The following is a 24,038-nucleotide window of genomic DNA, read 5'->3' on the forward strand; positions in this document are numbered from 1 at the left end:
CGGGATCAGGCCTCCGTGGCGGCTGCGGGGATGCGGGGCTCAGCGGCCTCGGTGAGCTCACCTTCGCTGGCGAAGGTGGTGACCGTGTGCTTCGAGAAGAAGACGTAGGCGACGATGAGTCCGGTGGCGACGGCGAGCGCGAGCACGCCGTAGAACGCCTGGCCGCTGTTGATCAGCAGCGCAGGGGTGAAGGCCGCGAGCGCCGAGGCGGCGAGGCGGGCGAAGGCGACGATGCTGCCCTGCGCGGTGGAGCGCAGCATGGTCGGGAAGGACTCCTGGGTCCACACCTTCATGATGCCCTCGAATGCGAAGGCGCCACCGACGGTCGAGACGAACAGCGAGGCCACGAGGGTGGTGAGCGTGATGCCGCCGACGACCATGATCAGCGGAGCGCCGACCAGGAAGACGCCGCCCAGGATGTAGAAGGGCATGCGGTACTTGGTGTCGATCACGCGCATCGCGAGCAGACCGATGACACCGCCGACCACCATCGAGATGAGGGCCCAACGGTTGAACTCCTCGACGGTCGAACCGGCGATGTTCGTGGCGATGAAGGTGTTGAACTGGCCGTTCGTGTTCATGTACAGGTTCGTGAGGCCGTAGAAGGCGAGCAGCACGATGAACGGCTTGGCGTAGGGACCGGTCAGCAGGTCCTTCACGCTGGCGTTCTCCGCGCGGGCCGTCTTGATGCCGGCGCGACGCTCGTCGCGGGCGGCGGTCCACGTGGTCGACTCGGGGATGGTGAGGCGCCCGATGAGGACGAGCGCGGCCATGACGCCGACGAGGCCGAACATGATCTGACCGCTGATGCGGCCGTAGTGGCCGGCGAACGAGGCGAGCATCACGACCGAGACGATGCCGCCGAGCCACAGAAGGTTGGACAGCAGGATGATCTTGCCGCGGTTCTTGTCGGAAGCCGCCTCGGCGATCGTCGCGAGCGACACGGGAAGGTCGGCGCCCACGCCGAGGCCCATGACGATGATGCCGGCGAGCAGCACCGGGAAGGAGACGCCGAAGGTCATGAGGGTCGTGCCGATGACGATCATCGTCATCGTGGTGAGGAACACCCTGCGGCGGCCGAAGGTGTCACCCAGACGTCCGCCGACGACCGCGCCGATCGCGACCGAGAAGCCGAGCGCGCTCTGCAGGTATCCGTAGTGATCGGGCGAGAGCCCGATGGTTCCCATGTAGATGGCGAGGGCGATACCGGTGGCGACGAGCGCCGCCGCATCGATGTATGAGGCCATTCCGGCCACGGCTCCGACCCACCACTCGTTGGGGGCCTTGCGAGCCTGCGTGGGCTCTGACATGCCTTGCTCCGTTCGTCGTTGAACTGACTCTTCGTTGAGACTATGGTCACACGTGTGAATTGACCACACCGGGAACGTAAACCAATCATTGAATGGTGTCAAGCGCTACGCTGGGTGACACCACTGAGGGAGGCACTGCATGGGCGCAGTCAGAGTGACCGCGGCCGACGTCGCGCGCGTCGCGGGCGTCTCCCGCTCCACCGTGAGCTACATCCTCAACGGGTCCAACAAGGCGAGCTTCCCTGAGGCGACCGTCGCCAAGGTCAAGGACGCGGCCCGCATGCTCCGGTACACGCCCCATGCCGCCGCCCGCACGCTTCGCCGCGGGGAGTCGAGCGTGGTCCTCGCCGCCCTTCAGAGCACGCCCGAGAGCACGTCGATCGCAAGCCTGCTCGACGAGCTCGCCGCCGCCATGGCCACTCGGGGCATGTCGCTCGTCACCTGGACCGCAGCCCCCGACACCGACCTGCGCACGGTGCTCCGCGACGTCACGCCACACGTGATCGTCGAGCTCATGCCGCTCGATGAGGACGACCAGTCGGTCGCGCAGGGCTCAGGGGTCGAGCTCGTCTCCGCCCTTCCCACGATCCGCTCGGGCGAGGAGGCGATCGGCGAGGGCCAGGTGGCGCACCTCGCCGCCCACGGGCACCGCCGGATCGGGCTCGTGACCGTGGACGAGCCGCGGCTGAACTACTTCGCACCTCTCCGACGCGCGGCGGTCGAGGCGTCGGCCGCTCGACACGGACTGGCTCCGCTCGAGACGGTCGTGCTCGGCTTCCCCGACGAGACGACGCGGGACCAGCTCGCGGAGGTGCTGCGCGAGTGGACCTCGGGCCCCGATCCCGTGACCGCGATCGCCGCCTACAACGACCAGTTCGCCGCGCTCACCCTCTCGGCCGCGCGACATGCAGGCCTCTCCGTACCCGGAGATCTGTCGGTGATCGGAGTCGACGACGAACCTCTCAGCGCCTGGCTCGAGCCTCCCCTCAGCACCGTCAAGCTCGACATGAGGTCGCTCTCCACCCAGCTCGCCGCCCTCGTCGACGACGCGCTGAACGACGTCGAGTCACGTCACGAGATCGCCTTGGACGCCGCACTGGTCGTGCGACAGAGCACAGGTGCCGCGCGCGAAGGGAGTTGAGCGCACGTTCAGCGCGTGCCCGACCGTCACCTCGCGTCGTGGCAACGAAGGCCCGCAAGGGACTGAAAGCGCCGGCGTGCCACTGTGTCCCAATCAGCCCCAACACGCTCCACTGTGGCACGATTCAAGGGTGACACTCACACTGCGAGCACTTCTCGAGCACAGCGACCTGCACCTGCGCGTGGTTGTCGAAGGCTCGCCGGGACGGCTCGACTCCCCGATCGCTGTGAGCCACACGACCGACCTGGTCGACCCGAGCCCCTACCTGGAGGGCGGCGAGGTCGTGCTCACCACGGGATCCGCGCTCGCCGGGCCCCAGGCTGAGGAGCGGTGCCGGGAGCTTGTCGACGCACTGGACCGGGCAGGCGCATCGGCGCTAGGCGTCGCCATCGGAGAGACGCTTCCGGCCGTCCCCTCCGCACTCGCCGACGCCGCGAAGTCCGCGGGGATCGCGCTGTTCGAGGTGCCCGACGCCACGCCCCTGCTCGCAGTGAGTCACGCCGTGGCCTCCGAGAGCCGCTGGGCCGCACGGGAGCGGCTCCGTACCGAGCACCGCCAGCAGCGCCAGCTGATCGCAGGAGCCGCCACCACGGCGCCCACGCGCGCCCTCGTGGATCTCACCGCAGAGATGCTCGGCGGCTGGGCCGCTCTGACGGACGAGAACGGCAGGCTCCTCCAGTCGTCCCGCCCGGGCACCGAGCAGTTCGTGCGGAAGGCGCTGGGGAGCCGGGCGATCCGGATGGGCGAGCCCGACGCGCAGAGCGATGGCGAGAATGCCGTGCTGTGCTACCCGCTCCCCTCGCCGACAGGTCGCCCGCTCGGGCACCTGACGGCCGGGGTCGAAGGCCCCGCGGCCTCCGTGGATCCCGCGCTCGTCTCCACGGCGTCTACGCTGCTTGCGCTCGCCGTCTCGCGCACCGCCCGCGCGGACCAGCTCATGGGCCGCCTTCGCGGCACCGTGATGCGACGCCTCCTGGACGACCACGCGACCGCCGACGGCGCGACAGCGAAGGATGTCTGGGGCGGGCTCCCCAACGCTCCGATCCTCGTCGCCAAGGTCAGCGGCTCGACTGACGACCTGATGCGCGCACAGGACGCCCTGGACCCGTGGCTCACCGAGGGCACCCAGAGCCCCGACCCGATCGCCTTCGGCGAGGTGGGCGAGGCGCTGTGGATCGTCATGTCCGCGCTGCGAGCCCCCGCCGTGTGGCAGCAGCTCGAGTCGGTGGGTGGCCTCATCGTCGGAGCCTCCCGGCCGGGAGGCTGGGACGAGATCGGCTTGGCCCGCGCCGCCGCCGGTACCGCGTGGAGGCTGGCCTCGGACGCGGGCTCGACCTTCACCGAGGAGGGCGAGCGATCACCCGGCCTCGTGGGGTCGCTCGACGCTGACGCCCTCCTGACGCTCGCTCGCGAGCAGCTCACCCCGCTCCTCGAGCGGCACGGCGACGACGTCGCCGTGCTCCGCGCCTGGCTCCGTCGACACGGGCAGTACGACCCGGCCGCGAAGGACCTCGGGATCCATCGCCACACGCTTCGCCGCCGCATCGACGAGATCGCGGACGCGCTCGGCATGGACCTCGACAGCCCCACCGTGAGAGCGGAGCTGTGGCTCGCGTGCGCGGCACTTGAGGAGTGACCCGCGGATCCACTCCTCGCCCGAGCCCCGCCCGGCCACGTGCTCCTCGCCGGGCGGTCGCGCGGTAGAACTGGGGGGTGAGTTCCACGAGCGCTGCACCCTCCCCACCGCACATCGACGAGATGAGACTCGATCACCTTGTCGAGGGCTACGCCGGCGACCCGGGACCGCACGAGTCGTGCGACGGGCTGCGGTTCGTGGACGTCGATCTGACAGGCCGCGACCTCACCGGTGCGATGTTCACCGAATGCGAGCTCGTCGGCGTCGGCGCGAACGAGGCGCAGCTGCGCGCCTCGCGGCTGGTGGAGACGCGGCTCGAACGTCTCGACGCGCCCGTCCTGCACTCCTCCCGCACCACCTGGCACGAGGTACGGCTCGAGTCGTCCCGCCTGGGGGCGGTTGAGATGTACGAGTCGGAGCTGAGGAACGTCGCGATCACCGGCTGCAAGCTCTCGTACCTCAACCTGCGAGGCGCCAACCTGAGGGACGTCCTCGTCACGGACTGCGTGATAGACGAGCTGGATCTGGATCAGGCGACAGCCGAACGCGTCGCGTTCCACGACTGCCGCATCGACACCCTCCAGGTGCACGGCGCCCGGCTGACGGACGTCGATCTACGTGGCGCGGACCTCAGCGTGGTGGGCGGGCTTGACTCGCTTCGCGGCGCTGTGATCGATGCGGAGCAGCTCCTGATGCTCGCTTCCGCGTTCGCCCAGCATCTGGGCGTCCGGGTGGTCGACTGAGGCAGCGACCCAGGTCCCTGGCTGTCGAGTCTCGCGGGTCTAGAGTCACAAGTGGGCGTGCAGGGGGCACGCTCGCACCAGGGGGAACACCATGATCCGCACGCGCCTCACGCGCACTGCCGGCGCCATATCCACGACCGCTTTCGCCGCACTCGCGCTCACCGCGTGCACGCCCGCCGATTCGGCCGGCTGCACGCCAGGCGCCGACTCACCTGAGCAGGCGATGGCCGACTTCCTCGCCGCGGTGGACACCCAGGACACCGACGCCGTCACCGCGGTGCTGCACCCGCGCCTCACGTTCTCCGAGAATGACCTCGCAGCGCTGTCGGAGACCCTGGGTCCCGCCTCCGAATCAACGGTGATCGTGCGCGACGGCGAGGGCTACGGCACCTTCAAGGCGACAGTGGAGGATGCCGACGGAGCTGAGCTCCACGTGTTCGACGTGTTCGAACTGGAGGATGCGGATGACGATCCGAACACGTACAGCGGGTGTTACGGCGTGGTCTGGGGAGACGTGGAGCCGCTCGGGCCGAATGCGTCGGTGACCCCCTCTACCGCCGTCACGCGCCCGTCGCCCTCGTCGTGAGGGCGCCTCTCCCACGCCGACGGCATCGAGCCCTGTTGCCCGCCGACGTGCCATCGGAGCATCTCCCGCAGTAGGTTCGGCGGCATGGACCTCTCCGTGGACCCTTCGAGCGCCGTCCCTCCGTTCCAGCAGGTGCGCGATCAGATCGCTGCGCAGATCCTGGACGGGCGGCTGGCCGATCAGGCGAAGCTCCCCGCGATCCGTCAGCTCGCGACCGACCTGGGCCTTGCCGCGAACACGGTGGCCAAGACGTATGCCGCACTTGAGGACGACGGGCTGGTGGTGACGGCGGGCCGCAATGGCACCCGCGTCGTCGGGCAGGCCATGGCCGACGCCGAGGTCACCGCGGCCGCCGACGCCTACATCGCGGCGGCGAGGGCCAAGGGCCTGGATGCGGCGGCTCTGGTGACGCTGGTGCGCCTGCGCGCCACCTGACCGGCGGTCAGGATCCTGCGGCGGAGGCCACGAGGTTGCTCTTCGGCAGCGGCTCACCCGCGCGCGCCGCGCTCACCCACGCCTCGGTCGAGGCGACCGCGGCCCAGTTCGAGTGCAGCAGCGCGAGCAAGGTCTCGTGGACCTGCCTGCCGTCGGCCTGCCCCGCGTCGTTGCGCAGGTCGATCGCGCCCGTCGCGTCGGCCAGGACTTCGATCCGGAGTCCGCGGGTCGCGCCGTCCACCGACGTGCCCAGCACGCAGTTGTTCGTCATGTAGCCGGCGAGGGTGAGGGTGTCGATCCCCTGCTCCGCGACCCACGCGTCGAGCCCGGTCTCCACGAGCACCGAGGCGTGATGCTTCACCACGCGCTTCCACTCGGGAGCGATACGGTCCGCGAGCGCGGGATGCAGCTCGTAGCCGTCGGTGCCGGGGGCGAACACGGGAGCGCTCGCTCCGCTGTCGTGCTGGACCACCACGACCGGGATCCCGGCAGCATCGGCAGCCTCGGCCGCCTCAAGGATCCTGGCGAGCGACTCGTCCCGCGGCGGGTACTGGATCGGTAGCCGTCCGGTGAAGTACTCGTTCTGCGCATCGATGATCACGAGTGCGCGGCGGGGTGCGGTCATGCTTCCTCCCAAGATGGTCCGACGACCACGCTAGCCGCATGACGGATGCGCTCACTCCCCGGCGAGCCCATATCCTTCGTCGGCACGGCTGCCATAGACCAGCGCGACCACGTCCGCGTCGCATTCGATCCGCTCGCGCCGACCGATCTCACCCGAGTCCAGAGCGACCTTCGCCTCCCAGCACTGCGCAAGGGTCACATTGGCGGTCGCGCCGAAGAGGACTTCCGGCGAGGATCCGCTGCCCACGTCGAGCCCCTGGATCGCACCCTCGCCGGCGTCGGCCCGCGCGCCGATGATGTACGAGCCGTAGCGCAGCGAGTGCGACAGCACCTGCATCACCGTGTCATGCCGGCTGACGAGCGCGGTGAGCGTGAAGTCGCCGCGATGCGCCTCGGGCCTGTCGAAGCACGTCGCGGTGACGCGCGTCAGGTCGCGCGCCTCCGTAGCCCCCGACAGCTCTCCGGCACGGCCCTCCAGGCACGTGACCACTTCTCGATGCGACTGCGCCATCGAGGCCTCAGCCGCGTCGTGGGCCTCGGGGTAGCCGGCGCGCGACCAGCCGTGGACGAACCACAGCGCGAGCGCCACGATGATCGCGAGCGCACCCAGGGCGACGACTCCGCACCCCTGGGCGACTGCGACTGCGCCGCGACGGGCGGGGCCGGCATGGCGGTGATCCTCTGATCCCACGCTCAGCAGCTCCTTGAGACGAACGACGTGATCTCGCTCGTGTCGCCGGTGCGGAGCGGCTCAAGCAGAACCTCATCCAACTGCTCGCCAAGTTCCGGCTGGTAGTTCGCGATAGCGTCGAGCTGGCTGAACCGCTCCAGCTCGCCAAGGGCCGCGGAGACCCGTTTGGCATCCGCCGCCCCGGCGCCCCACAAATACTCGCGTAGCCACGCGCACTGCCAGTCCCTGGCCGCGTAGACGGACGCGTCGGCCTTCACGACGCTGAACTCTCCCGGCTGCGCCTCGCCGGAGAGGAAGCGGACGACCTTGTCGTCCTCCCAGAGGACCTCGGCGCCTGCGGCCCGAGGCCACAGGTCCTCGAGCGTCGGCTCGACGGCACCGGCCGGGTACGGACGTTCGACCTTGTAGAACCCGGGATCGTCAAGCTGGATTTCAGCGGCGGAGTAGATCTGACCGTGGAGCTCCGAGATCCGGGAGGATGACAGGACCTCGCCGGTCGCTGCGTCGATCACGATGATGCTGGCGGCGGGCCACTCCGGGTCGGGGTCCGGCACCCGGAAGTCAGGCCCCAGGTCTGCGTAGACGCCGAGCGCGGCGAGGCTCGTGCGGTAGGACGCCTCGAGCATCGTGCCGTCGGAGGTGTTGATCGTCACCGTGTCAGGGTGGGCGAGGATCGCAGGATTCCACTCGTCGCACGGAGCGATCGGCGTGGCGTTCCACCATCCCTCGAGGCCCCCCACGTCACCGGCGGGGGCACCCGGGACCACGGTGGCGTCGGCGCAGGCAGGATCGCGCGCGTCGGTGACGATATCCGTCGGCTGGGGAATCGGCGGCGGAGTCGGCGAGGTGGCAGGACTCACCTCGGCGGCACCGGGTGCCTGCAGAGCGCCGGCGACGACCACCCCTGCCACTCCGATTCCAGCGAAGGACGCGAGCACCGCGCGTCCGGCCCGGTACCGCGATACCCTCTCCTCGACCCGCGCGGGGTCGGCGCGCAGCTCGGTGGTGTCGAAGACCTGGCCGGCGACCTCGTGGAGGTCACGGAACGCCTGTCGTGCATCGCTCATCGGGCACCTCCCTCTCGAACGTCGACGGGGACGGATTCGGACTCTGCGAAGACCACCTCCGGCATCGCCTCCTTGAGCCGGCCGACGGCGTCGGACAGGTAGCGCTTGACCGTTCCTTGCGCGAGACCGAGCGTGTCCGCGACCGCCGCGACCGTCATGTCGTCCATGTAGCGCAGCACCACGCAGGCGCGCTCCCGTGGCGGAAGCGTGAGCAGGGCCGACTGTAGGTCGAGCGCCGCCTCGACGCGAGGCGCATGGTCAGGGGTCTTCGGCGTGTACGCGACCCAGTCCTGCAGGTCGCCTCCGGCGACTGGACGGGCTGCCGCCCGTCTGGCCCGATCGATGAACGCGGTGGCGATCGCACGCTTCACGTACGCCTGAGCCGCTTCGACCGACGAAGCCCGCCTGCCGCTCCGAAAGGCGCGCACGAGCGCGTCCTGCAGCAGGTCCTCCGCCTGGTCGCGGTCGCCCGTCAGCACATAGGCGTAGCCGAAAAGGGCGCGCCCGCGTTCGCGCACCACGGCGTCGAGCATCCCCCGCCAGTCGCTCACCGGCCCAGTCCCCCGTCGGTCATGCCAGCAACAACGCAACCCTAGGCGGAAACGTTGGGTCAGCCAGCAGCACCGTCCTCGAGGTCGTCGCGTCGAGTGCCGGTGACCTCGTCGACCGCCGCGCCGACCGTCGGATAGAAGCGGTCCGGCGTGAAGCGGTCTTCCGAGCCGTAGCGGCGCAGCACGTCCTTCACGGGCCCCTTCATCTCGGCGAACACGAGCCGGATGCCGTTCGCGGAGAGGTAGTCGTCCAGCTCGACCAGCTCGTCGAAGGCGGTCGTGTCGATGCCCGTCACCGGCTCGGCGGCCAGGATCACGGTGTGGATCTCGGAGCCCGCGTCGTCCACCATCTCGCGCACCCAGTCGTCGAAGATCGACCCGTTCGCGAAGAACAGCGGCGCATCGAAACGGAGCAGCACGACGCCGTCCACGAAGGCCGCATGCTCGGGATGGCGGGACACGTCGTGATAGCCGCGTCGGCCGGGAATGCGACCCAGCTTGGTGCGGTAGGGCCGCCATGACCTGTTGACGAAGGTGAGCAGCGACAGCGCGATCGCCACGACGATCCCCTCGAGGACGCCGAACACGAGCACGCCGACGAGGGCGAGCATCGACAGTCCCGCGTCCACACGGTTCCGGCGCCACAGCGTCATCAGGCCCGGCGCGTCGATGAGGGTCAGCGCGGCACCGATGACCACGGCCGCGAGCGCGGCCTGCGGGAGGTAGCGCGTGAGGTCGGGCACGAGCAGCATGAACAGCGCTACGAGGATCGCGCTGACCACGCCCGTCAGCTGGGTGCGGGCCCCCGCGTCCTGCGCCACCGGCGTGCGAGACGACGACGCTGACACGGGGAAGCCGCCGAGCAGCCCCGTCGCCACGTTGGCGGCGCCGATCCCCCTCAGCTCGGCGCTGCCGCTCACCGTCTCACCCCGGCGCGCGGCGAGAGTTCGGGACAGCACGGCGCTGTCGGTGAAGGACACGAGGGCGATGGCGGCGGCTGCGGCGAGCAGCTCTCCGGCGTCGGCCCAGGTCACGCCCCCGAGCGCAGGTGCTGGCAGTCCCTGGGGCAGGGATCCGACGACGGGCAGGCGGTCCTGCAGGCCGGCCAGCCAGACCGTCACCACCGCGACGACGACCGCCACGAGCACTCCAGGTACACGCGACCGCAGGCGCCGCAGCACGACAATCACCGCGAGCGACCCGAGCCCGATCACGGCAGCAGTAGGAAGGACGCGCCCTTCGACTATCCCCGACCACGCACCCACGAAGCCCTGCCACGGTCCGTCCGACTCCACGGAGAAGCCCAGCAGCTTCGGCACCTGCGAGACGATCACGATCACCGCGATCGCGTTGAGATAGCCGATCCTGACCGGCTTGGACAGCAGGTCCGTCACGAACCCGAGCCTCAGCACACCGCCGAGCAGCATGAGCGCCCCGACCATGATCGCGAGCAGGCCCGCGAGCGCCACGGCCCGGCTCTCGGAGCCGACGGCGAGGGGCAGGATCGCGGCCGCGATGATCGGCGCGAGCGCGGAGTCGGGTGCGAGCACCAGGATGCGTGACGGTCCGAAGACCGCGTAGGCGAGCAGCGGCACGATCGACGCGTAGAGCCCGGTGACGGGAGGAAGGCCTGCCACCTGCGCGTAGCCCATGCCGGCCGGGATCATCAACGCGGTGACCACGATGCCGGCACGCACGTCAGGCCAGAGCCAGGCGCGGCGGTACTCGCGCACGACTCGCACGCCGGGCACCCATCGCGCCACGCCAGTCACCGCCATCGGCAACCTCCTACCTCCATCTTCTCGTGATCAGGAATGACCCGCGCGCCGCGGCCGTTGGTTCATGACATGAGAAGCATCGTGCATCACGAGTTCGGCGACCCAACCTCCGTCCTGTCCGTCGAGGAGGCCCCGCTGCCCGAGCCTGGCCCCGGCGAAGCGCGCGTCCGACTCCTGCTGTCGCCCATCCACAACCACGACCTCTGGACGGTGCGAGGCACCTACGGCTACAAGCCCGAGCTGCCCGCCCGCGCAGGCACCGAGGCCGTGGGCGTCGTCGACGCTCTGGGCGAGGGAGTCGAGGGTCTCGAGGTCGGCCAACGAGTCGCGACGGGAGGCACGTTCGGAGTCTGGTCCGAGCAGTTCCTCGCGAAGGCGGCCGCGCTCATCCCCGTGCCCGACGGCATTCCAGACGAGGCGGCAGCCCAGCTCGTCGCGATGCCCTTCTCCGCGATCAGCCTGCTCGACTCCCTGGGGCTCGAGGAGGGCGACTGGATGATCCAGAACGCCGCCAACGGCGCCGTGGGCCGCCTCGTCGCGCAGCTCGCACCCTCGCGCGGCATCCACGTGATCGGGCTCGTGCGCCGCGCCGACGGCGTGGCCGAACTGGCGGCCGCGGGCATCGACCAGGTCGTCGCTACCGACAGCGAAGGCTGGCAGGACGAGGTGCGCCGCCTCGCGGGCGACTCCCCGCTCAAGGTCGGCATCGACTCCCTCGGCGGCGACGCGTCGGGCGATGTCCTCAGCCTCCTCGGCGAGGAAGGGACGCTGATCTCCTTCGGAGCCATGGCGTCCCCCACCATGAATGTCTCCTCAGGCGACGTCATCTTCAAGCAGGCCACGGTCAAGGGCTTCTGGGGCAGCAAGGTCAGCGCGGCCATGCCGGCAGATGACCGCCGACGCCTCATGGGCGAGCTCATGGCCCGCCTCGCCGACGGCACCCTCACGCTCCCCGTCGGAGCGCTCTACCCGCTGGATCAGATCGGCGCGGCGGCCGCCGCGAACTTCGAGCCCGGACGCACCGGGAAGATCCTGCTGATGCCGTGACTCCGCGACCCTCGGGGCCCGCGGTCGATTAGGCGTCGACGAGCTCCGGCTCCTCGACCTGCTCCACGTCCTTGGCGGCCGGGAAGATGATCTTGAAGACCGGGAAGTAGATCACCAGCTGCACGCCGCCGTTGATGACGGTGACGAGGATGTTGTAGATCGCGGGGTCCACGTACTCGCGCAGGATCGGCACGTAGAGGCTCATCAGCAGGCTGCACGCCATGGTGATGAGCACGAGCGCGACGACGTACCAGGACAGCTGGAACCAGACGTTGCCCTTCGACTTGAAGGTGACGTTGCGCTGCAGCGGGAAGTTCACGCCCTGCGAGATCACAAGCATGAGCACGAACGCCACGAAGTAGCTGAGGCCGCCCAATGCATCGCCGGTGACCGGGTAGTCGAAGACGTACGTGTCGATGGGGCCGAGGCTGACGTGCAGGAACTGCGCCGGAACCGCGCCCCACCCCGTCGTCTCGAAGAGCAGCACCGGCAGGAAGGTCAGCAGCAGGTACTGGAGAGCGGCCACCAGGAAGGACAGACCGGAGAACTTCGCCATCTCCGCGATCAGCGTGTGGGAGGCGCTGAAGTCCTGCCACCACTGCGCGATCCGCTGTGCGAGCTGCATCTGCCGTGTCCTCCTGATCGTGGGCCGCCGGAGCGCCCGGCCCGACGCACGCTAATGCACTTCTGCTCCCCAGCGGCCGCCGGTTTCTCAACCTGTCGGCAGGGCGTCATGATCTGCGCGCTACGCCCGCGGTAGAGCCCAGCACCGATCCGGACGACACTTGACTCCGAACCCGTCTCGAGCGGCGGAACCGCCGCCGGCGAAGGTGAGGTGTCCCCGGTGATCGATCCCACGGCTGCGGCCTACGCGCTGCTTCTCGGCGCGGTGGCGGCGTTCAACCCGTGCGGCTTCGCGCTGCTCCCCGCGTACGTGACGGTGATCGTCACGGGTACGGCCGACGAGCGGGTCGGCAGGGCTGTCGCGATGCGGCGCGCGATCGGCTTCGGTGCGGCGATGACCCTCGCCTTCACCGCGGTCTTCCTCGTCTTCGGACTCCTGTTCGGCGCCGTCAACGCAGGCCTGCAGGGCTCGATCCTGCCCTACGTCTCCTACGTGACAGTGGCGATCGGCGCGGCGCTGGTCGTGCTCGGCGCCGTCGTCGCGTGGAAGGGCGAGCTGCGGGGCCCTGGCCTGTCGATGCGCGGCTCAGCTCCGGGCCGTTCCTTCGCCTCGCAGCTCGCCTACGGCGCCGCATTCGCCGTCGCGTCGCTGAGCTGCACGATCGGACTGTTCCTCGGCGTCGTGGCGCAGTCGCTCGCGGCGCCGGGCGCCGTTGCCGCCGTGGTGCCCTTCGTGGCCTACGGCGTGGGCATGGGCGCGAGCATCCTCACCGTCTCGATGCTCGCTGCCCTCGCGGGTGCGCAGGCGGCCGCGACGCTGCGTTCGCGCACGCCGCTGCTGATGCGGATCGGAGGCGTGCTGATGATCGCGGCGGGCCTCTACGTGCTCGTCTTCGGCCTTGCGGAGGTGCTCCCGCACTTCGGCATCCGCGCCCTTGACCCTGTGCTGCTGACCACGGCGCAGTGGCAGTCGACCGTGTCCGCCTGGATCGCGTCCTGGGGGACGACGCTGCTTGTCGCGGCCGTCATCGCCGTCGCGGTCGCGGTCGTCGTGGTGCTCGTCGCGGCCCGGCGTCAGGAAAGGGCCTCGGTGCCGGTCGCCGCTGGCGGAGCCGACGCTCACGAAGGCTCGGCCGCCTCGTCCGATGACCGCGTGGTCACCGCGGACCCGACGACGCTCAGCGCCATCCGCGACGCGATCGGACGCGCGGAGCGCTGACCTCCCAGTGGGTCAGGACGCCGCGAGCTTCTCCGCCGCCGCCACGATGCCATCCGCGTCGGTCGCCCCCGGCATCACCTCGACGCTGCCATCGTCATCGATGAGGACGAGCGCCGGCTGGTACGAGACCCCGAAGTTCGCCCACAGGGTGCCATCGTCGTCGAACAGGTGCGGGAAGCCGTCGACCCCGTACTCGTCGACGAAGGCCTGGGCGTCCGCGACGTCCGACTTGCCCGGCAGACCGTAGAAGCCGACCCCCTCGGGGAGGCGCGAGGCGGCGTCGACCACCTCGGGCGCCTCCGCCTGGCACGTGGGGCACCATGAGGCCCACACCCAGATCAGCGTGTCCTGGCCCGCGAGGCTCGCGCCGTCGAACGTCGCGCCGTCGGCGAGGAGCGTGGTCGTGAACTGGAGCTGCTCGGGGACGTCGGCGGCCGCCTCGTCCATGGTGTCGTCGGACATCGACTCCTCGTCCATCGCATCGTCCGTCATGGCGTCGCCGGACTCCATGGCGTCGTGCGTCGCCGACATCTCGGCGTCGGGCGTCGACGCAGGCTCCGCACCTGGCGACGCGCAGGCCGCGAGCGCGAAGGCGGCACCCCCGAGGAGGGCTGCACGGACGACGGGGGCGGGGACTGTGCGCAGAGTGTTCATACGAACCGTTCGGAGACGTGGGGACCGGGGACGGGTCGTCGGTCAGGAATCGACCCGCTCCGATTTTCTCACGGCCGGGAACGTCACGCTCGGGGCTGCTGCTGGGTGATGCAGTGGATGCCGCCGCCGCGCGCGAAGAGCGGGCGCGCGTCCACCTGGACGATCTCCCTCCCCGGGTACTCGGCAGCGAGGATGTCGCGTGCGACCGCGTCATTCGGGTCATCGAACGCGCACAGCACCACTCCCCCGTTCGCGACGTAGTGGTTGACGTACGAGTAGTCCACCCAGCCCTCGTCGTCCCTCAGGACCGTGGGCGCAGGCAGGGAGACGACCTCCAGGCGTCGTCCCTGCGCATCGGTGGCCGCCTCGAGGGTCTCCCGGATCTGCCGGGTGACCTCGTAGTCGGGGTGCGCGGGATCCTGCTGGTCGTGCAGCAGCACCCGGCCCGGCCTCGTGAAGGCCGCGACGATGTCCACGTGACCGCGGGTGCCGAAGCGGTCCGAGTCGCGAGTGAGGCCCCGCGGCAGCCAGATCACCTTGCGGGCCCCTAGGGTGCGCGCGAGCTCGGCCTCGACATCCGCCTCGGTGAGATCAGGATTCCGGCCAGGATCCAGCTGCACCGTGCGCGTCACCAGGAACGTGCCCTCGCCATCGGTGTGGATGCCGCCACCCTCGTTCACGAGCGGCGAGTCGATCGCGTCCGCGCCCGACGCTCCCGTCGCGATCAGGCTCGCATGCTGGTCGTGCTCCCAGTTCGCCCAGTCCTGCGCGCCCCAGCCGTTGAACTGCCAGTTCACCGCACCCAGCGCCGCATCGCCGTCGGCCCCGAGCACGAACGTCGGCCCGATGTCCCGGTACCAGCCGTCGTCCAGGGCCCCCTCGACCGTGTCCACGGCGGGATCCAGGAAGCGGTCCGCGACGTCCTTCAGGTGCGCGGGGACGATCATCGTCACCGGCTCGAAAGCGACGATCGCGTTGGCGACCGCGGCCCACGTGCCCCACGCCTCGTCGGCCCTCTCGCCCAGGGTGTAGTCGGCCGACGGCCACGCCATCCACGCCCGCTCGTGCGGCTCCCACTCGGCCGGCATGGTCCAGGTCATGCGTGTCCTCCCAGGTACGACGGCGCCTCCCGACCGGGCGCGGCGCGCTCGATCGCGGCGGCGATGCTCAACAGGCGTGCATCGTCCCACGCGCGCCCCGCGACGGTGAGCCCGACGGGCATGTGCGTGTCCGACATGACGCCCATCGGCACCGTGACCGTGGGGATCCCCAGATGGCGGATCGCCAGATTGCCGTTCGCGACCCACACCCCGTTGCGCCAGGCGAGCTCCGCCGACTCCACGTTCACGTCAGCGTCCGCTGGCCCCACGTCGGCCATCGCGGGGAACAGCACGGCGTCGAAGCCGTGGTCGTCCATCCAGTCCTCGAGCAGCACCTTGCGGGCGCGCTCCAGCCCCCGCAGACCCTCCGCGAGGAAGGGGATCTGCTGCCACGGCACCACGCCGTCACGCGCGCGACGCACATAGTCGCCCAGGTCGAACGCGTCGTCCGCGTACCGCGCAGGCAGGTCGGGCGAGTCGTAGCGATCCGGAAGCGCACCCTCCGGGGCCGGGAAGATCAGCTCGGGGTCCGCGTCGGCCAGGCGAGACAGGCCCGGCTGCCCGTTGACGGCGAGGAACTCGTCCCACGCCCAGATCGACAGGTCCCACAGCTCACGGGTGAAGAACTCCTCGGGAACCCAGCCGCGCTCCACAAGAGCGCCCGACTCGTAGTCCTCGACCGCCGGGAAGTCCGTCTCGACCACCTCAGCGCCCGCGGCCTCGAGCGCCTGGCGCGTGCGCTCCCACAGCGCGATCACCGAGGCACGTGTGCGGATCGGATGCGCCGCCTCGGGCTCACCGTTGAGGTACATGCGCGGCGCGGCGAACCTCATGCCCGCGAGCGACAAGTCCGAGCGCATGCTGTCGCGGCTCGCCGCCATCTCCTCCGGCGACGGCATGACCACCGCATGCTGCATGCGCCACAGGTCGCCACGCGACTCAGGGTCGAAGGCGATGAGGAAAGGCACGAGCTCGTGCATATCCGCCACGGTGCGCGTGTGCGGCACCACCACGTCCATCGTCGGCACGAGGGGCCAGTTGCCGCGCACCGAGATCAGGCCGCGCGAGGGCGTGTACGCCACGAGACCGTTGCACGACGCGGGAGCACGACCGCTCGACCAGGTCTCCTCGCCCATCCCGAACGTCGCGAGGCTCGCGGCCGTGGCGGCGCCCGAGCCGTTGGACGAGCCCGACCCGAAGGCCGAGCTCAGGTACTCGCGGTTGTAGGGACTCTCGGCGCGGCCGTAGAGGCCACGCTGCATCCCGCCGTTCGCCATCGGTGGCATGGTCGTCTTGCCGAGGTGGATCGCGCCGGCCTTCCGCAGGCGTTCGATCGTGAACGCGTCGCGCGTCGCGACCAGGTCCTTGAAGGCCGGCGACCCGGAAGCGCAGGTCAGGCCCTCCACCATGTACGAGTCCTTCGCGGTGAAGCAGACGCCGTCCAGCGGACTCAGCGTCTCGCCGCGCGCACGTCGCTCATCCGACGCCCGTGCCGCGTCCAGCGCGGTCGGATCCAGCACGCAGACGGCGTTCAGCCCATCGGGACCCGCGTCGAGGCGCGCGATCCTGTCCAGGTAGGCCTGGACCAGCTCGACCGCCGTGATCTCGCCCGAATCCAAGGCCGCACGCACGTCGGCGATCGAGGCCTCCACCACGTCGAACACCACTCATCACGCCCCTCTCGCGTACTCCCAGGGTGACGCACAGAGTAGCGGTTCGCACCGGGGAAGCGGCAGGGGGTCGGAGCACGGCTCTCGCCGATCTCCGACCCCCTGGTCGTGCTGGTGGGTCCGAACTGTGCCGGATCAGCCGGTGACACCCACGATCTCGTTCATCTGGACGCCGACCTCCACCGACTTCCAGATCTCACCGCCCACGTAGTCGACGATGTGAACCTCGCCCGTCGCGGGCTCGGTGACGTACGCCATGCCCGCGAGCACCTCGACTGCGGGGTGGGCCGTCTGCCACTCCTCGGGGATGTCCCACGCGTCGACGACGGGGATCTCGGCCGTCACGGCGCCCGTCTCGTCGAGGACGCGGAGCGTGCCGTCGGTGCCCAGCACGAGGACCTGGCCGTCGTCGCCGCGGCGGACGTCGCGCCACGTGTACTGCGCCTCGGCCCCACCGAACGGGTCGACGACGCTCATGGTCTCCGCGTCGGTGTCGATCAGGACGATCTCGTGGAGACCGATGCCTGCGTCCGGGTCGGTCTTGCGGTCGCCGGCGACGATGCTCGAGCCGTCGACCGAGTACAGGTTGCCGGTCCGTGCGTAGTCCAGCCCGGAGTCGATCTTGTGGAAGTGATCTCCGTGGAGGATCAGCACACCGTCGTCACAGCCGACCATGACGAGGTGGTCGCCCTCAGCGTCCGCGAAGGCGGTCTCGCCGTGGACTCCAGGACACTGAGCGTTCTCGGTGAGCACCTGGTCCTCGGAGTCGAGGAGCATGGCGCCGGTGCGGCCCTCCTCGTCGCCGAGGGTCACCATGAGGTTCCCCTCGTCAGTGGTGACGGCCACGCCGTGATGCGCCGCGGCGGTCGTGTAGGTGCGGATCGTGTCGAGGTGGCCCTCCTCCACCATGTGCGCCCAGTCGTCGGCGTGGAAGACCGAGACGTCTCCGGTGCCGTCGTCGAACAGGGTGGTGAGGCCGTCGTGGACGACGACGTGGCCGGGCTGCTCTGCGGCGACCATCAACTCCGTGAGCGAGGCGGGTCCGGTGAAGTAGTGCGCGTGGTCGCCGTGCGCGCTCGACCACGTGCCCGCGTCGAGCACCTGGAAGCCGCCCGCGGTGGAGACCGCGACGTGGCGGCCGTCGCCGAGCGGGTTGATCCGGTTGAAGCCCTCGAGCTCCAGGTCGGCCTCGAGCTCGAGGCTGTTCGCGTCGACCACGACGATGCCGCCGTCGTAGGTCATCACGAGGCGCGGCGTCTGGGCGGACGCCTCGGACGCGCCGTGCTGCGCCTCGCCTTCCTCGTGGGCATGGTCATCGGCGTGCTCCGAGGGCGACGCGTCGCCAGCGGCATCCGCCGTCGCACAGGCCGTGAGGCCGAGCGCCAGCGCGACGCCGAGCGTGCCGTAGCGCGCCGGAAGGGAAAGGGTGCGGGACATGGACTACCTCGCCCCTGAGGCAGGGGCTTGCCTTTCATCGTTCGGTTCCTGACCGCGGTTCAGCGTCCGCGGTGTGGCGTCCGAACGGCATGCGCGCCTGCCCCTCGGACGCGACCGAGCGTAGACTAGATGAGAATGATTTTCAATCTCATCGCAGACGTGAGGGGGAGGTGAGCATCCTGCGACAGCGGGCTCGGAGTTCGCTCACGGGCCCGACGTTCACCCGCCAGAGACTTACCGGCCCGACGCTCACGGCGCCCCGACCGAGGCGGGCTTCACCCGCTCCGGGGCCCTCTCCAGCTGTGCGAGGAACGGGCTCAGCTCTGCCTGCTCGGCATAGCGGGCCGTGTCCTTCACGCACACCGGACACCAGTGGCCCGCCGCGAGGACCAGGCGCGCACTCGCCTTGAACTCATGTCCGAACCCGCAGCGCCACGGCAGACGCGTCGTCACATCGCCGACTCGGACGAGACCGGCAAGCAGCTCACCGCCACGGAACGCTGCCGCCCCCGCCAGATCATCGTGGGTCCACTCGCGCGCGGGCTTCGTCTCGTCGAACCCGTGATCCAGCGTCGTGGGCGTGCGGCTCGGCGCCGGCGGCTCGAAGGAATCCCAGCCGCCGATTCGCAGCCACTCCTCCAGAGAGCCGAAGTGCGCGGCGATCTCCGCGCCATCCCGGTGGAGCACCGCATGCATCGTCCCGCGCGGCTCATACGCCAACGGACGCATCACGAAGCGCTTCACCAGCCAGGCCGGCACCCTCCCCGCGTGCCGCGCATTCGTCGGGAGGAGGTCGACAGCTCGCTCGAGCGCCTCATCGACGGTGTCGCGACGGAACGGCACCAGCTCCTCAAGGAGATCGCTGTCGGAGAACCAGTGCCCATGGAAGTTTCGCGTCGCGAACCAGTTCCGCTCGTACCAGCGCCTGACATCCCTCACGCCGAGCGCCGCCGCCACCCGCTCCTGGAAGCCGAAGTTCGTGAGACGCCACGCCTCTCCCCCGCCCACGTTGAAGACCCGACCCCACAGCGCCGCGGGGGCCTCGTGCTGGGCGATACCCACCAGGAGCCGGGCCGCATCCTCATCCGAGACCCACTCCATCACGCCCGCGAGAGGCACATGCGTCACGATCGGATCGCGCACCGCGAGCAGACCTGGATGCATGATCCCCGTCTGGCGCAACCACACCCATCGGGGCAACCCGGAGTCCACCAGCAGGCGTTCCGCCTCGACCTTCGTCTGGCCGTACTCGTCCAGCCTCGAGACGCGGATCGGGTCGCCCACCCTCCCCCAGTGATGCGGCTCCTGGCGGTCACCCGTCTCCGCCACGGACCCCACGCCGACGATCGCAGTAGCGGAAGGGTCGGGAAGCGCCTGGACGGCCTGGATGAGGTTCCTCATGGACCCCACGTTGACGCGGTGAGCGAGCGCGGGATGCTGGTCCGCGTAGGGCGAGACCACGGCCCCCACATGCAGCACCACGTCCACGCCCTGGATCGCCCTCGCGATGTCCGCGTACCGGGTCAGATCGCCCTTGTAGATCTCGAGGTGCGGAAGGTCCGCGAACTCCTCGAGGAGCAGGTGCTCCTCTGCGCCAGGCATCGCGAGCACGCGGACGCTCAGGTCGTCGACGTGCCGGAACTCGCGCATCGTCGCGCGACCCCAGTTTCCCGTCGCGCCCGTCAGGAGGACGCGGCGCCTCACCGCACTCATGGCCCACGCCTCCCGTCTGCCATGGACGAGGCGTCCTCTCCTTCCACGGTAGACCTGAGACGGCCTTGATGTGCGGGCGGAGCGTGGTCCGTGCAACACGCTGTGCGACTGGCTCGGCGTTCGACGCAAGCCGCACTGCGCAGGGCCCGGTGCATTGCGCCGGGCGCACCGGGCGCGGCCCGGCATGCGCGGTGCAGCTGGCTACATCTCGTGCGCCATGTCGGCGAAGTGCGCGTAGTCCTTCTTGAAGGCGACAGCGATGGTGTCAGTGGGTCCCGCGCGGTGCTTCGCGATGATGAAGTCCGCCTCACCGGGGCGGTTCTCGCGGTCGTAGGCGTCCTCGCGGTGCAGCAGGATCACGATGTCGGCATCCTGCTCGATCGCGCCGGACTCACGCATGTCGGACAGCATCGGCTTCTTCTCGGTGCGCTGCTCGGGTCCACGGTTCAGCTGCGAGATCGCGATGACCGGCACCTCGATCTCCTTCGCGAGCAGCTTGAGCGCACGCGAGAACTCCGAGACCTCCTGCTGACGGGACTCGACCTTGCGGCCCGAGCTCATGAGCTGGAGGTAGTCGAGGACCACGAGCCCGAGGTTGTGCTGCTGCTTGAGGCGGCGGCACTTGGCGCGGATCTCCATAAGCGTCATGTTCGGAGAGTCGTCGATGAACAGCGGCGCCGTGGAGACGCGGGACGACGCTCGCGCGAGGCGGTCCCAGTCGCTCGGGCCCAGCGGACCCTTGTTGAGCTGGGTCAGCTTGACCTTGCCCTCGGAAGCGAGCATGCGCTTGGTGATCTCCTCCTTGCTCATCTCGAGCGAGAAGATGACGGAGGCGATGTTGTTGTGGATCGATGCCGCGCGCGCGATGTCGAGGCCGAGGGTCGACTTGCCGATCGCGGGTCGCGCGGCGATGACGATCATCTGCCCGCCCTGCAGGCCGCCAGTGAGGTCGTCGAGGTCGCGGAAGCCCGTGGGGACGCCTCGCAGGGTGCCGTCGTGCTTGGAGGCCTGGTCGATCTGGCCGAGCGTGGACTCGAGGATGTCGCCGATCGGCAGGTAGTCCTCAGAGTTGCGACGCTCGGTGACCGCGAAGATCTCGGCCTGTGCGCCGTCGACGATCATGTCGGCCTCGCCGCCGTCGCCGTCGTAGCCCATGTTCGCGATGCGCGTGCCGGCCTCGACGAGGCGGCGCAGGATGGACTGCTCCCTTACCAGGCGGGCGTAGTAGCCGGCGGAGGCGGCGGACGGCACGGACGCGATCAGCGTGTGAAGGTACTCGGCGCCGCCGATGCGCGACAGGCTGCCCGCGCGCTGAAGCTCGGCGCTGACGGTGAGCGCGTCGACGGGGTCGCCGCCGTTGTAGAGCTTCACCGCGGTGTCGAAGATCGTCTCGTGCGCGGGCTTGTAGAAGTCATCCGCGCGGATCGCCTCGATGACGTCCGCCATCGCATCCTTGGAGATGAGCATGGCTCCGAGCACGGACTGCTCGGCCTCGAGGTTCTGCGGCGGCAGACGCTCGTACGTGGCCGGTCCGGTGTACGACGACTCCAGCTCGTCGATGGACATGCAGCCACTTCCCTTCGTCTCGATCGATCTGCGCTGACCTCCCGCTGGAGGTCTCGACCCCACCTTCTCGCGCAGGTCTGACAACGGACCGTAGGCGGGCGGCGCGTCGTTATCAAACCGGCGATGTCGACGCCATCCCGGGTTCAGTGGAGAACCTTGGGAGAACCTGGGGATCACGTGGGGAAGGCGGTGTGAACGACGCCGTGGACGCATGTGGATATCTCTGTGAATAGAGTGATGCGACCAAGAGAAAACCGGTTCCTAGCAGGCATGTTGGCGGTATCAACATTGTGGAGAAGTAGGTGGGAAAAGTCCTCGGCGTGTCGCGCATCGGCGTGTCGCGCGCGCCGCACGGAGTGTCACGAAGCCGCCCGTTTCCTCCGGTTTCGTCCCCTTGACCTGGGCCCTCCTGCTTCGATATCGACGGCCACCGGGACGGCCACTCCGATCGCCCCGACCTCCCTCCGTGCGAGCCCCGGACACTGCGAACCACGCCGACTGCCGACACGCCGGCGCGGGCGCCCCTCGGCGGCCGCGGACCGGCGTGTCGCGTCGGCCGTTGGTTCGTACTGTCTGGCGGGAGGCCGACTGCCACACCCTGCGGAGCGGAGCCATGCGGAGCTGCGAGAGCGCCCCACCGAGGAGGGTTCCCGCGCGAGGAACCCTGGACAGCGGTGACCTCCGGAACCACGACGGCCGCCGAACAGCGGCGCCCCTGGACGCACGAAGGCCCGGCTCCCTGGGGAGCCGGGCCTCGGCTGGACCGTGAGGTCCGAGGATCGTTGGCGGGCCGGCCGGAGCCTGCTCGCCGGAGATCGTTACTTGGCGGCGACGACCTTGACGGCGACGGTGGCCGCGATGTCGTCGTGCAGCGACACGGAGACCGTGTACTCGCCGAGCGCCTTGATCGGCTGCGCGACGTGGATGCGGCGCTTGTCGACCTTGGCGCGGTCGCCGATGGCGGCCGCGATGTCGGCGGGCGTCACGGCGCCGAAGAGGCGGCCGGACTCGCCAGCCTTCGCCTCGACGACGACCTCGGTGCCCTGGAGGGCGTCGCGGGCAGCCTGGGCGCCCTCGATGCTCTCGATCTCCTTGGCGCGGCGCGCCTTGCGGAGGCCGTCGATCTGCTTCTCGGCACCGGCCGACCACGGGGTGGCCAGCTTGCGGGGCACGAGGTAGTTGCGGGCGTAGCCGTCCTTGACGTCGACGACGTCACCGGCGATGCCGAGACCGTGGACCTCGTGGGTGAGGATCACCTTTGCCATGAGAGTCCCCCGATCAGCGGCCGGAGCCGGCGTAGGGAAGCAGGGCCATCTCGCGCGCAACCTTGATGGCGCGGGCGATCTCACGCTGCTCCTGGACGGTGACACCGGTCACGCGACGCGAGCGGATCTTGCCGCGGTCGGAGATGAACTTGCGCAGCAGCGCGGTGTCCTTGTAGTCGATCTTCTGAACCTTGGCCGCCTTGAGAGGGTTGACCTTCTTGCGCGGCTTGCGGATGTCGTTCTTAGCCATATCTCTTGTTCCTGGGTGTTTAGAAGGGGGGCTCGTCCGACGCCGGGGCGGTCGCCCACGGGTCGTTGTCGGAACCGCCGGCCGGAGCGGAGTAGCCGCCACCGCCACCCGAGAATCCACCGCCGCCGCCGGAGCCGCCGCCGCGCTGGTTACGGTTCACCTTCGCGGTGGCGTAACGCAGCGAGGGCCCGACCTCGTCGACCTGGATCTCGTTGACGGTGCGCTTCTCGCCGTTGGCCTCCCACGAGCGCGACACCAGGCGGCCCGTCACGATGACGCGCATGCCCTTGGTCAGCGACTCGGCCACGTTCTCCGCGGCCTCGCGCCACAGGGAGCAGCGCATGAACAGGGTCTCCCCGTCCTTCCACTCGTTCGACTGACGGTCGAACGTGCGGGGGGTGGACGCCACCGTGAAGTTGACCACCGCGGCGCCGGACTGGATGAATCGCAGCTCGGGGTCGCCGGTGAGGTTTCCGATCACAGTGATCTGGGTCTCGCCTGCCATGAATAGCTCCCTAGGGGTCGCTTGCTGTGGGTGAGGGTTCTGACGAGTCCCGGAGCCTTACTTGGCGTCCGGGCGGAGCAGCTTCAGGCGCAGGACGGTCTCGTTGAGGCCGAGCTGACGCTCGAGCTCCTTGGCCGTCGCGGACTCCGCGGTGAAGTCGATCACCGCGTAGATGCCGTCGCTCTTCTTCTTGATGGGGTACGCAAGGCGGCGACGACCCCAGACGTCGACCTTGTCGACCGTTCCGTTGTCGTTGGTGACCACGCCAAGGTACTTCTCGAGCGACGGGGTGACCGTGCGCTCATCCACCTCAGGGTCGAGGATGACCATCATCTCGTAATGACGCATCGAAATACCCACCTCCTCTGGACTGTACGGCCACGGACGTTCCGTGGCAGGAGGGCTGATGCTTCGCGGTTCACGCCG

General features: G+C 69.6%; 24 protein-coding genes. 7 read left to right on the forward strand and 17 right to left on the reverse strand.

All coding sequences use genetic code 11. The features are described from left to right. Positions 1 to 5: 5 nt before the first annotated feature. Positions 6 to 1,310, reverse strand: a complete 1,305-nt coding sequence (locus tag QQX04_RS12540; protein WP_301129725.1) for an MFS transporter — start codon at positions 1,308 to 1,310, stop codon at positions 6 to 8. A gap of 139 nt (positions 1,311 to 1,449) precedes the next feature. On the opposite strand from QQX04_RS12540, the gene QQX04_RS12545 reads away from it, so the two are divergent. From QQX04_RS12545 to QQX04_RS12565, 5 genes are all read left to right on the forward strand, one after another. Continuing rightward, positions 1,450 to 2,451, forward strand: coding sequence for a LacI family DNA-binding transcriptional regulator (locus tag QQX04_RS12545; protein WP_301129730.1), 1,002 nt, complete (start codon positions 1,450 to 1,452; stop codon positions 2,449 to 2,451). Between the two features lie 130 nt (positions 2,452 to 2,581). Next, positions 2,582 to 4,087 (forward strand): PucR family transcriptional regulator, encoded by a 1,506-nt coding sequence (locus tag QQX04_RS12550; RefSeq protein ID WP_301129733.1) that lies wholly within the window; start codon positions 2,582 to 2,584, stop codon positions 4,085 to 4,087. A gap of 77 nt (positions 4,088 to 4,164) precedes the next feature. Next, positions 4,165 to 4,830 carry a pentapeptide repeat-containing protein gene (locus tag QQX04_RS12555; protein WP_301129735.1) on the forward strand — a complete coding sequence of 222 codons (666 nt, stop codon included), beginning with the start codon at positions 4,165 to 4,167 and terminating at the stop codon, positions 4,828 to 4,830. A 91-nt stretch (positions 4,831 to 4,921) separates the two neighbouring features. Then, entirely contained in the window at positions 4,922 to 5,416 is a 495-nt protein-coding gene (locus QQX04_RS12560) for a hypothetical protein (RefSeq protein ID WP_301129737.1), read from the forward strand. An 84-nt stretch (positions 5,417 to 5,500) separates the two neighbouring features. After that, positions 5,501 to 5,851, forward strand: a complete 351-nt coding sequence (locus QQX04_RS12565; RefSeq protein ID WP_301129739.1) for a GntR family transcriptional regulator — start codon at positions 5,501 to 5,503, stop codon at positions 5,849 to 5,851. 7 nt (positions 5,852 to 5,858) lie between these two features. Here QQX04_RS12565 and QQX04_RS12570 read toward each other — a convergent pair whose 3' ends face one another. From QQX04_RS12570 to QQX04_RS12590, 5 genes are read right to left on the reverse strand one after another with little or no spacing between them, the layout of a single operon-like run. Next, the gene (locus QQX04_RS12570; protein WP_301129741.1) at positions 5,859 to 6,476 is read right to left on the reverse strand and encodes an isochorismatase family protein; all 618 of its coding nucleotides are present in this window, start codon (positions 6,474 to 6,476) and stop codon (positions 5,859 to 5,861) included. Positions 6,477 to 6,527: 51 nt separating this feature from the next. Then, positions 6,528 to 7,166, reverse strand: a complete 639-nt coding sequence (locus tag QQX04_RS12575; RefSeq protein ID WP_301129743.1) for a hypothetical protein — start codon at positions 7,164 to 7,166, stop codon at positions 6,528 to 6,530. Positions 7,167 to 7,168: 2 nt separating this feature from the next. After that, positions 7,169 to 8,233: a hypothetical protein gene (locus tag QQX04_RS12580; protein WP_301129744.1), complete on the reverse strand. Its 1,065-nt coding sequence runs from the start codon at positions 8,231 to 8,233 to the stop codon at positions 7,169 to 7,171. Continuing rightward, positions 8,230 to 8,784, reverse strand: coding sequence for an RNA polymerase sigma factor (locus QQX04_RS12585; protein ID WP_301129746.1), 555 nt, complete (start codon positions 8,782 to 8,784; stop codon positions 8,230 to 8,232). The genes QQX04_RS12580 and QQX04_RS12585 overlap by 4 nt, the downstream gene beginning before the upstream one ends. A gap of 59 nt (positions 8,785 to 8,843) precedes the next feature. After that, the gene (locus tag QQX04_RS12590; RefSeq protein ID WP_301129748.1) at positions 8,844 to 10,562 is read right to left on the reverse strand and encodes a SulP family inorganic anion transporter; all 1,719 of its coding nucleotides are present in this window, start codon (positions 10,560 to 10,562) and stop codon (positions 8,844 to 8,846) included. A gap of 69 nt (positions 10,563 to 10,631) precedes the next feature. Here QQX04_RS12590 and QQX04_RS12595 point away from each other — a divergent pair, with 69 nt between their 5' ends. Then, entirely contained in the window at positions 10,632 to 11,609 is a 978-nt protein-coding gene (locus QQX04_RS12595; protein WP_301129750.1) for a zinc-binding dehydrogenase, read from the forward strand. Positions 11,610 to 11,637: 28 nt separating this feature from the next. On the opposite strand, the gene QQX04_RS12600 is transcribed toward QQX04_RS12595, so the two are convergent. Next, a complete protein-coding gene (locus QQX04_RS12600) occupies positions 11,638 to 12,234 on the reverse strand; it encodes a hypothetical protein (RefSeq protein WP_301129756.1) in 597 nt (198 codons plus the stop codon). A 219-nt stretch (positions 12,235 to 12,453) separates the two neighbouring features. Between QQX04_RS12600 and QQX04_RS12605 the strand changes: the two genes are divergently transcribed. Next, positions 12,454 to 13,452: a cytochrome c biogenesis CcdA family protein gene (locus tag QQX04_RS12605; protein WP_301129758.1), complete on the forward strand. Its 999-nt coding sequence runs from the start codon at positions 12,454 to 12,456 to the stop codon at positions 13,450 to 13,452. A 12-nt stretch (positions 13,453 to 13,464) separates the two neighbouring features. Here QQX04_RS12605 and QQX04_RS12610 read toward each other — a convergent pair whose 3' ends face one another. The 10 genes from QQX04_RS12610 to rpsF all read right to left on the reverse strand — a co-directional run bounded on the left by QQX04_RS12610 (position 13,465) and on the right by rpsF (position 23,960). Further along, positions 13,465 to 14,106 carry a redoxin family protein gene (locus tag QQX04_RS12610; protein WP_301129760.1) on the reverse strand — a complete coding sequence of 214 codons (642 nt, stop codon included), beginning with the start codon at positions 14,104 to 14,106 and terminating at the stop codon, positions 13,465 to 13,467. Positions 14,107 to 14,189: 83 nt separating this feature from the next. Then, complete coding sequence (locus tag QQX04_RS12615) at positions 14,190 to 15,206, reverse strand: agmatine deiminase family protein (RefSeq protein ID WP_301129761.1); 1,017 nt, start codon at positions 15,204 to 15,206, stop codon at positions 14,190 to 14,192. Then, positions 15,203 to 16,870, reverse strand: a complete 1,668-nt coding sequence (locus QQX04_RS12620; RefSeq protein ID WP_301129869.1) for an amidase — start codon at positions 16,868 to 16,870, stop codon at positions 15,203 to 15,205. Before QQX04_RS12620 ends, QQX04_RS12615 begins: the two co-directional genes overlap by 4 nt. Positions 16,871 to 17,011: 141 nt before the next feature. After that, complete coding sequence (locus tag QQX04_RS12625; protein ID WP_301129763.1) at positions 17,012 to 18,313, reverse strand: hypothetical protein; 1,302 nt, start codon at positions 18,311 to 18,313, stop codon at positions 17,012 to 17,014. Between the two features lie 249 nt (positions 18,314 to 18,562). Next, a complete protein-coding gene (locus QQX04_RS12630) occupies positions 18,563 to 20,026 on the reverse strand; it encodes an NAD-dependent epimerase/dehydratase family protein (RefSeq protein ID WP_301129765.1) in 1,464 nt (487 codons plus the stop codon). A gap of 201 nt (positions 20,027 to 20,227) precedes the next feature. Further along, positions 20,228 to 21,592: a replicative DNA helicase gene (dnaB, locus tag QQX04_RS12635; protein WP_301129767.1), complete on the reverse strand. Its 1,365-nt coding sequence runs from the start codon at positions 21,590 to 21,592 to the stop codon at positions 20,228 to 20,230. A gap of 818 nt (positions 21,593 to 22,410) precedes the next feature. Further along, positions 22,411 to 22,857 carry a 50S ribosomal protein L9 gene (rplI, locus tag QQX04_RS12640; RefSeq protein ID WP_301129768.1) on the reverse strand — a complete coding sequence of 149 codons (447 nt, stop codon included), beginning with the start codon at positions 22,855 to 22,857 and terminating at the stop codon, positions 22,411 to 22,413. Positions 22,858 to 22,870: 13 nt separating this feature from the next. After that, complete coding sequence (gene rpsR / locus QQX04_RS12645) at positions 22,871 to 23,107, reverse strand: 30S ribosomal protein S18 (RefSeq protein WP_301129769.1); 237 nt, start codon at positions 23,105 to 23,107, stop codon at positions 22,871 to 22,873. A gap of 19 nt (positions 23,108 to 23,126) precedes the next feature. Next, complete coding sequence (locus tag QQX04_RS12650) at positions 23,127 to 23,612, reverse strand: single-stranded DNA-binding protein (protein WP_301129771.1); 486 nt, start codon at positions 23,610 to 23,612, stop codon at positions 23,127 to 23,129. A 57-nt stretch (positions 23,613 to 23,669) separates the two neighbouring features. After that, positions 23,670 to 23,960 carry a 30S ribosomal protein S6 gene (gene rpsF / locus QQX04_RS12655; protein ID WP_301129773.1) on the reverse strand — a complete coding sequence of 97 codons (291 nt, stop codon included), beginning with the start codon at positions 23,958 to 23,960 and terminating at the stop codon, positions 23,670 to 23,672. Between the last annotated feature and the right edge of the window lie 78 nt (positions 23,961 to 24,038).

This window comes from Demequina zhanjiangensis (genome assembly GCF_030418315.1).
Classification (GTDB): Bacteria; Actinomycetota; Actinomycetes; order Actinomycetales; family Demequinaceae; genus Demequina; species Demequina zhanjiangensis.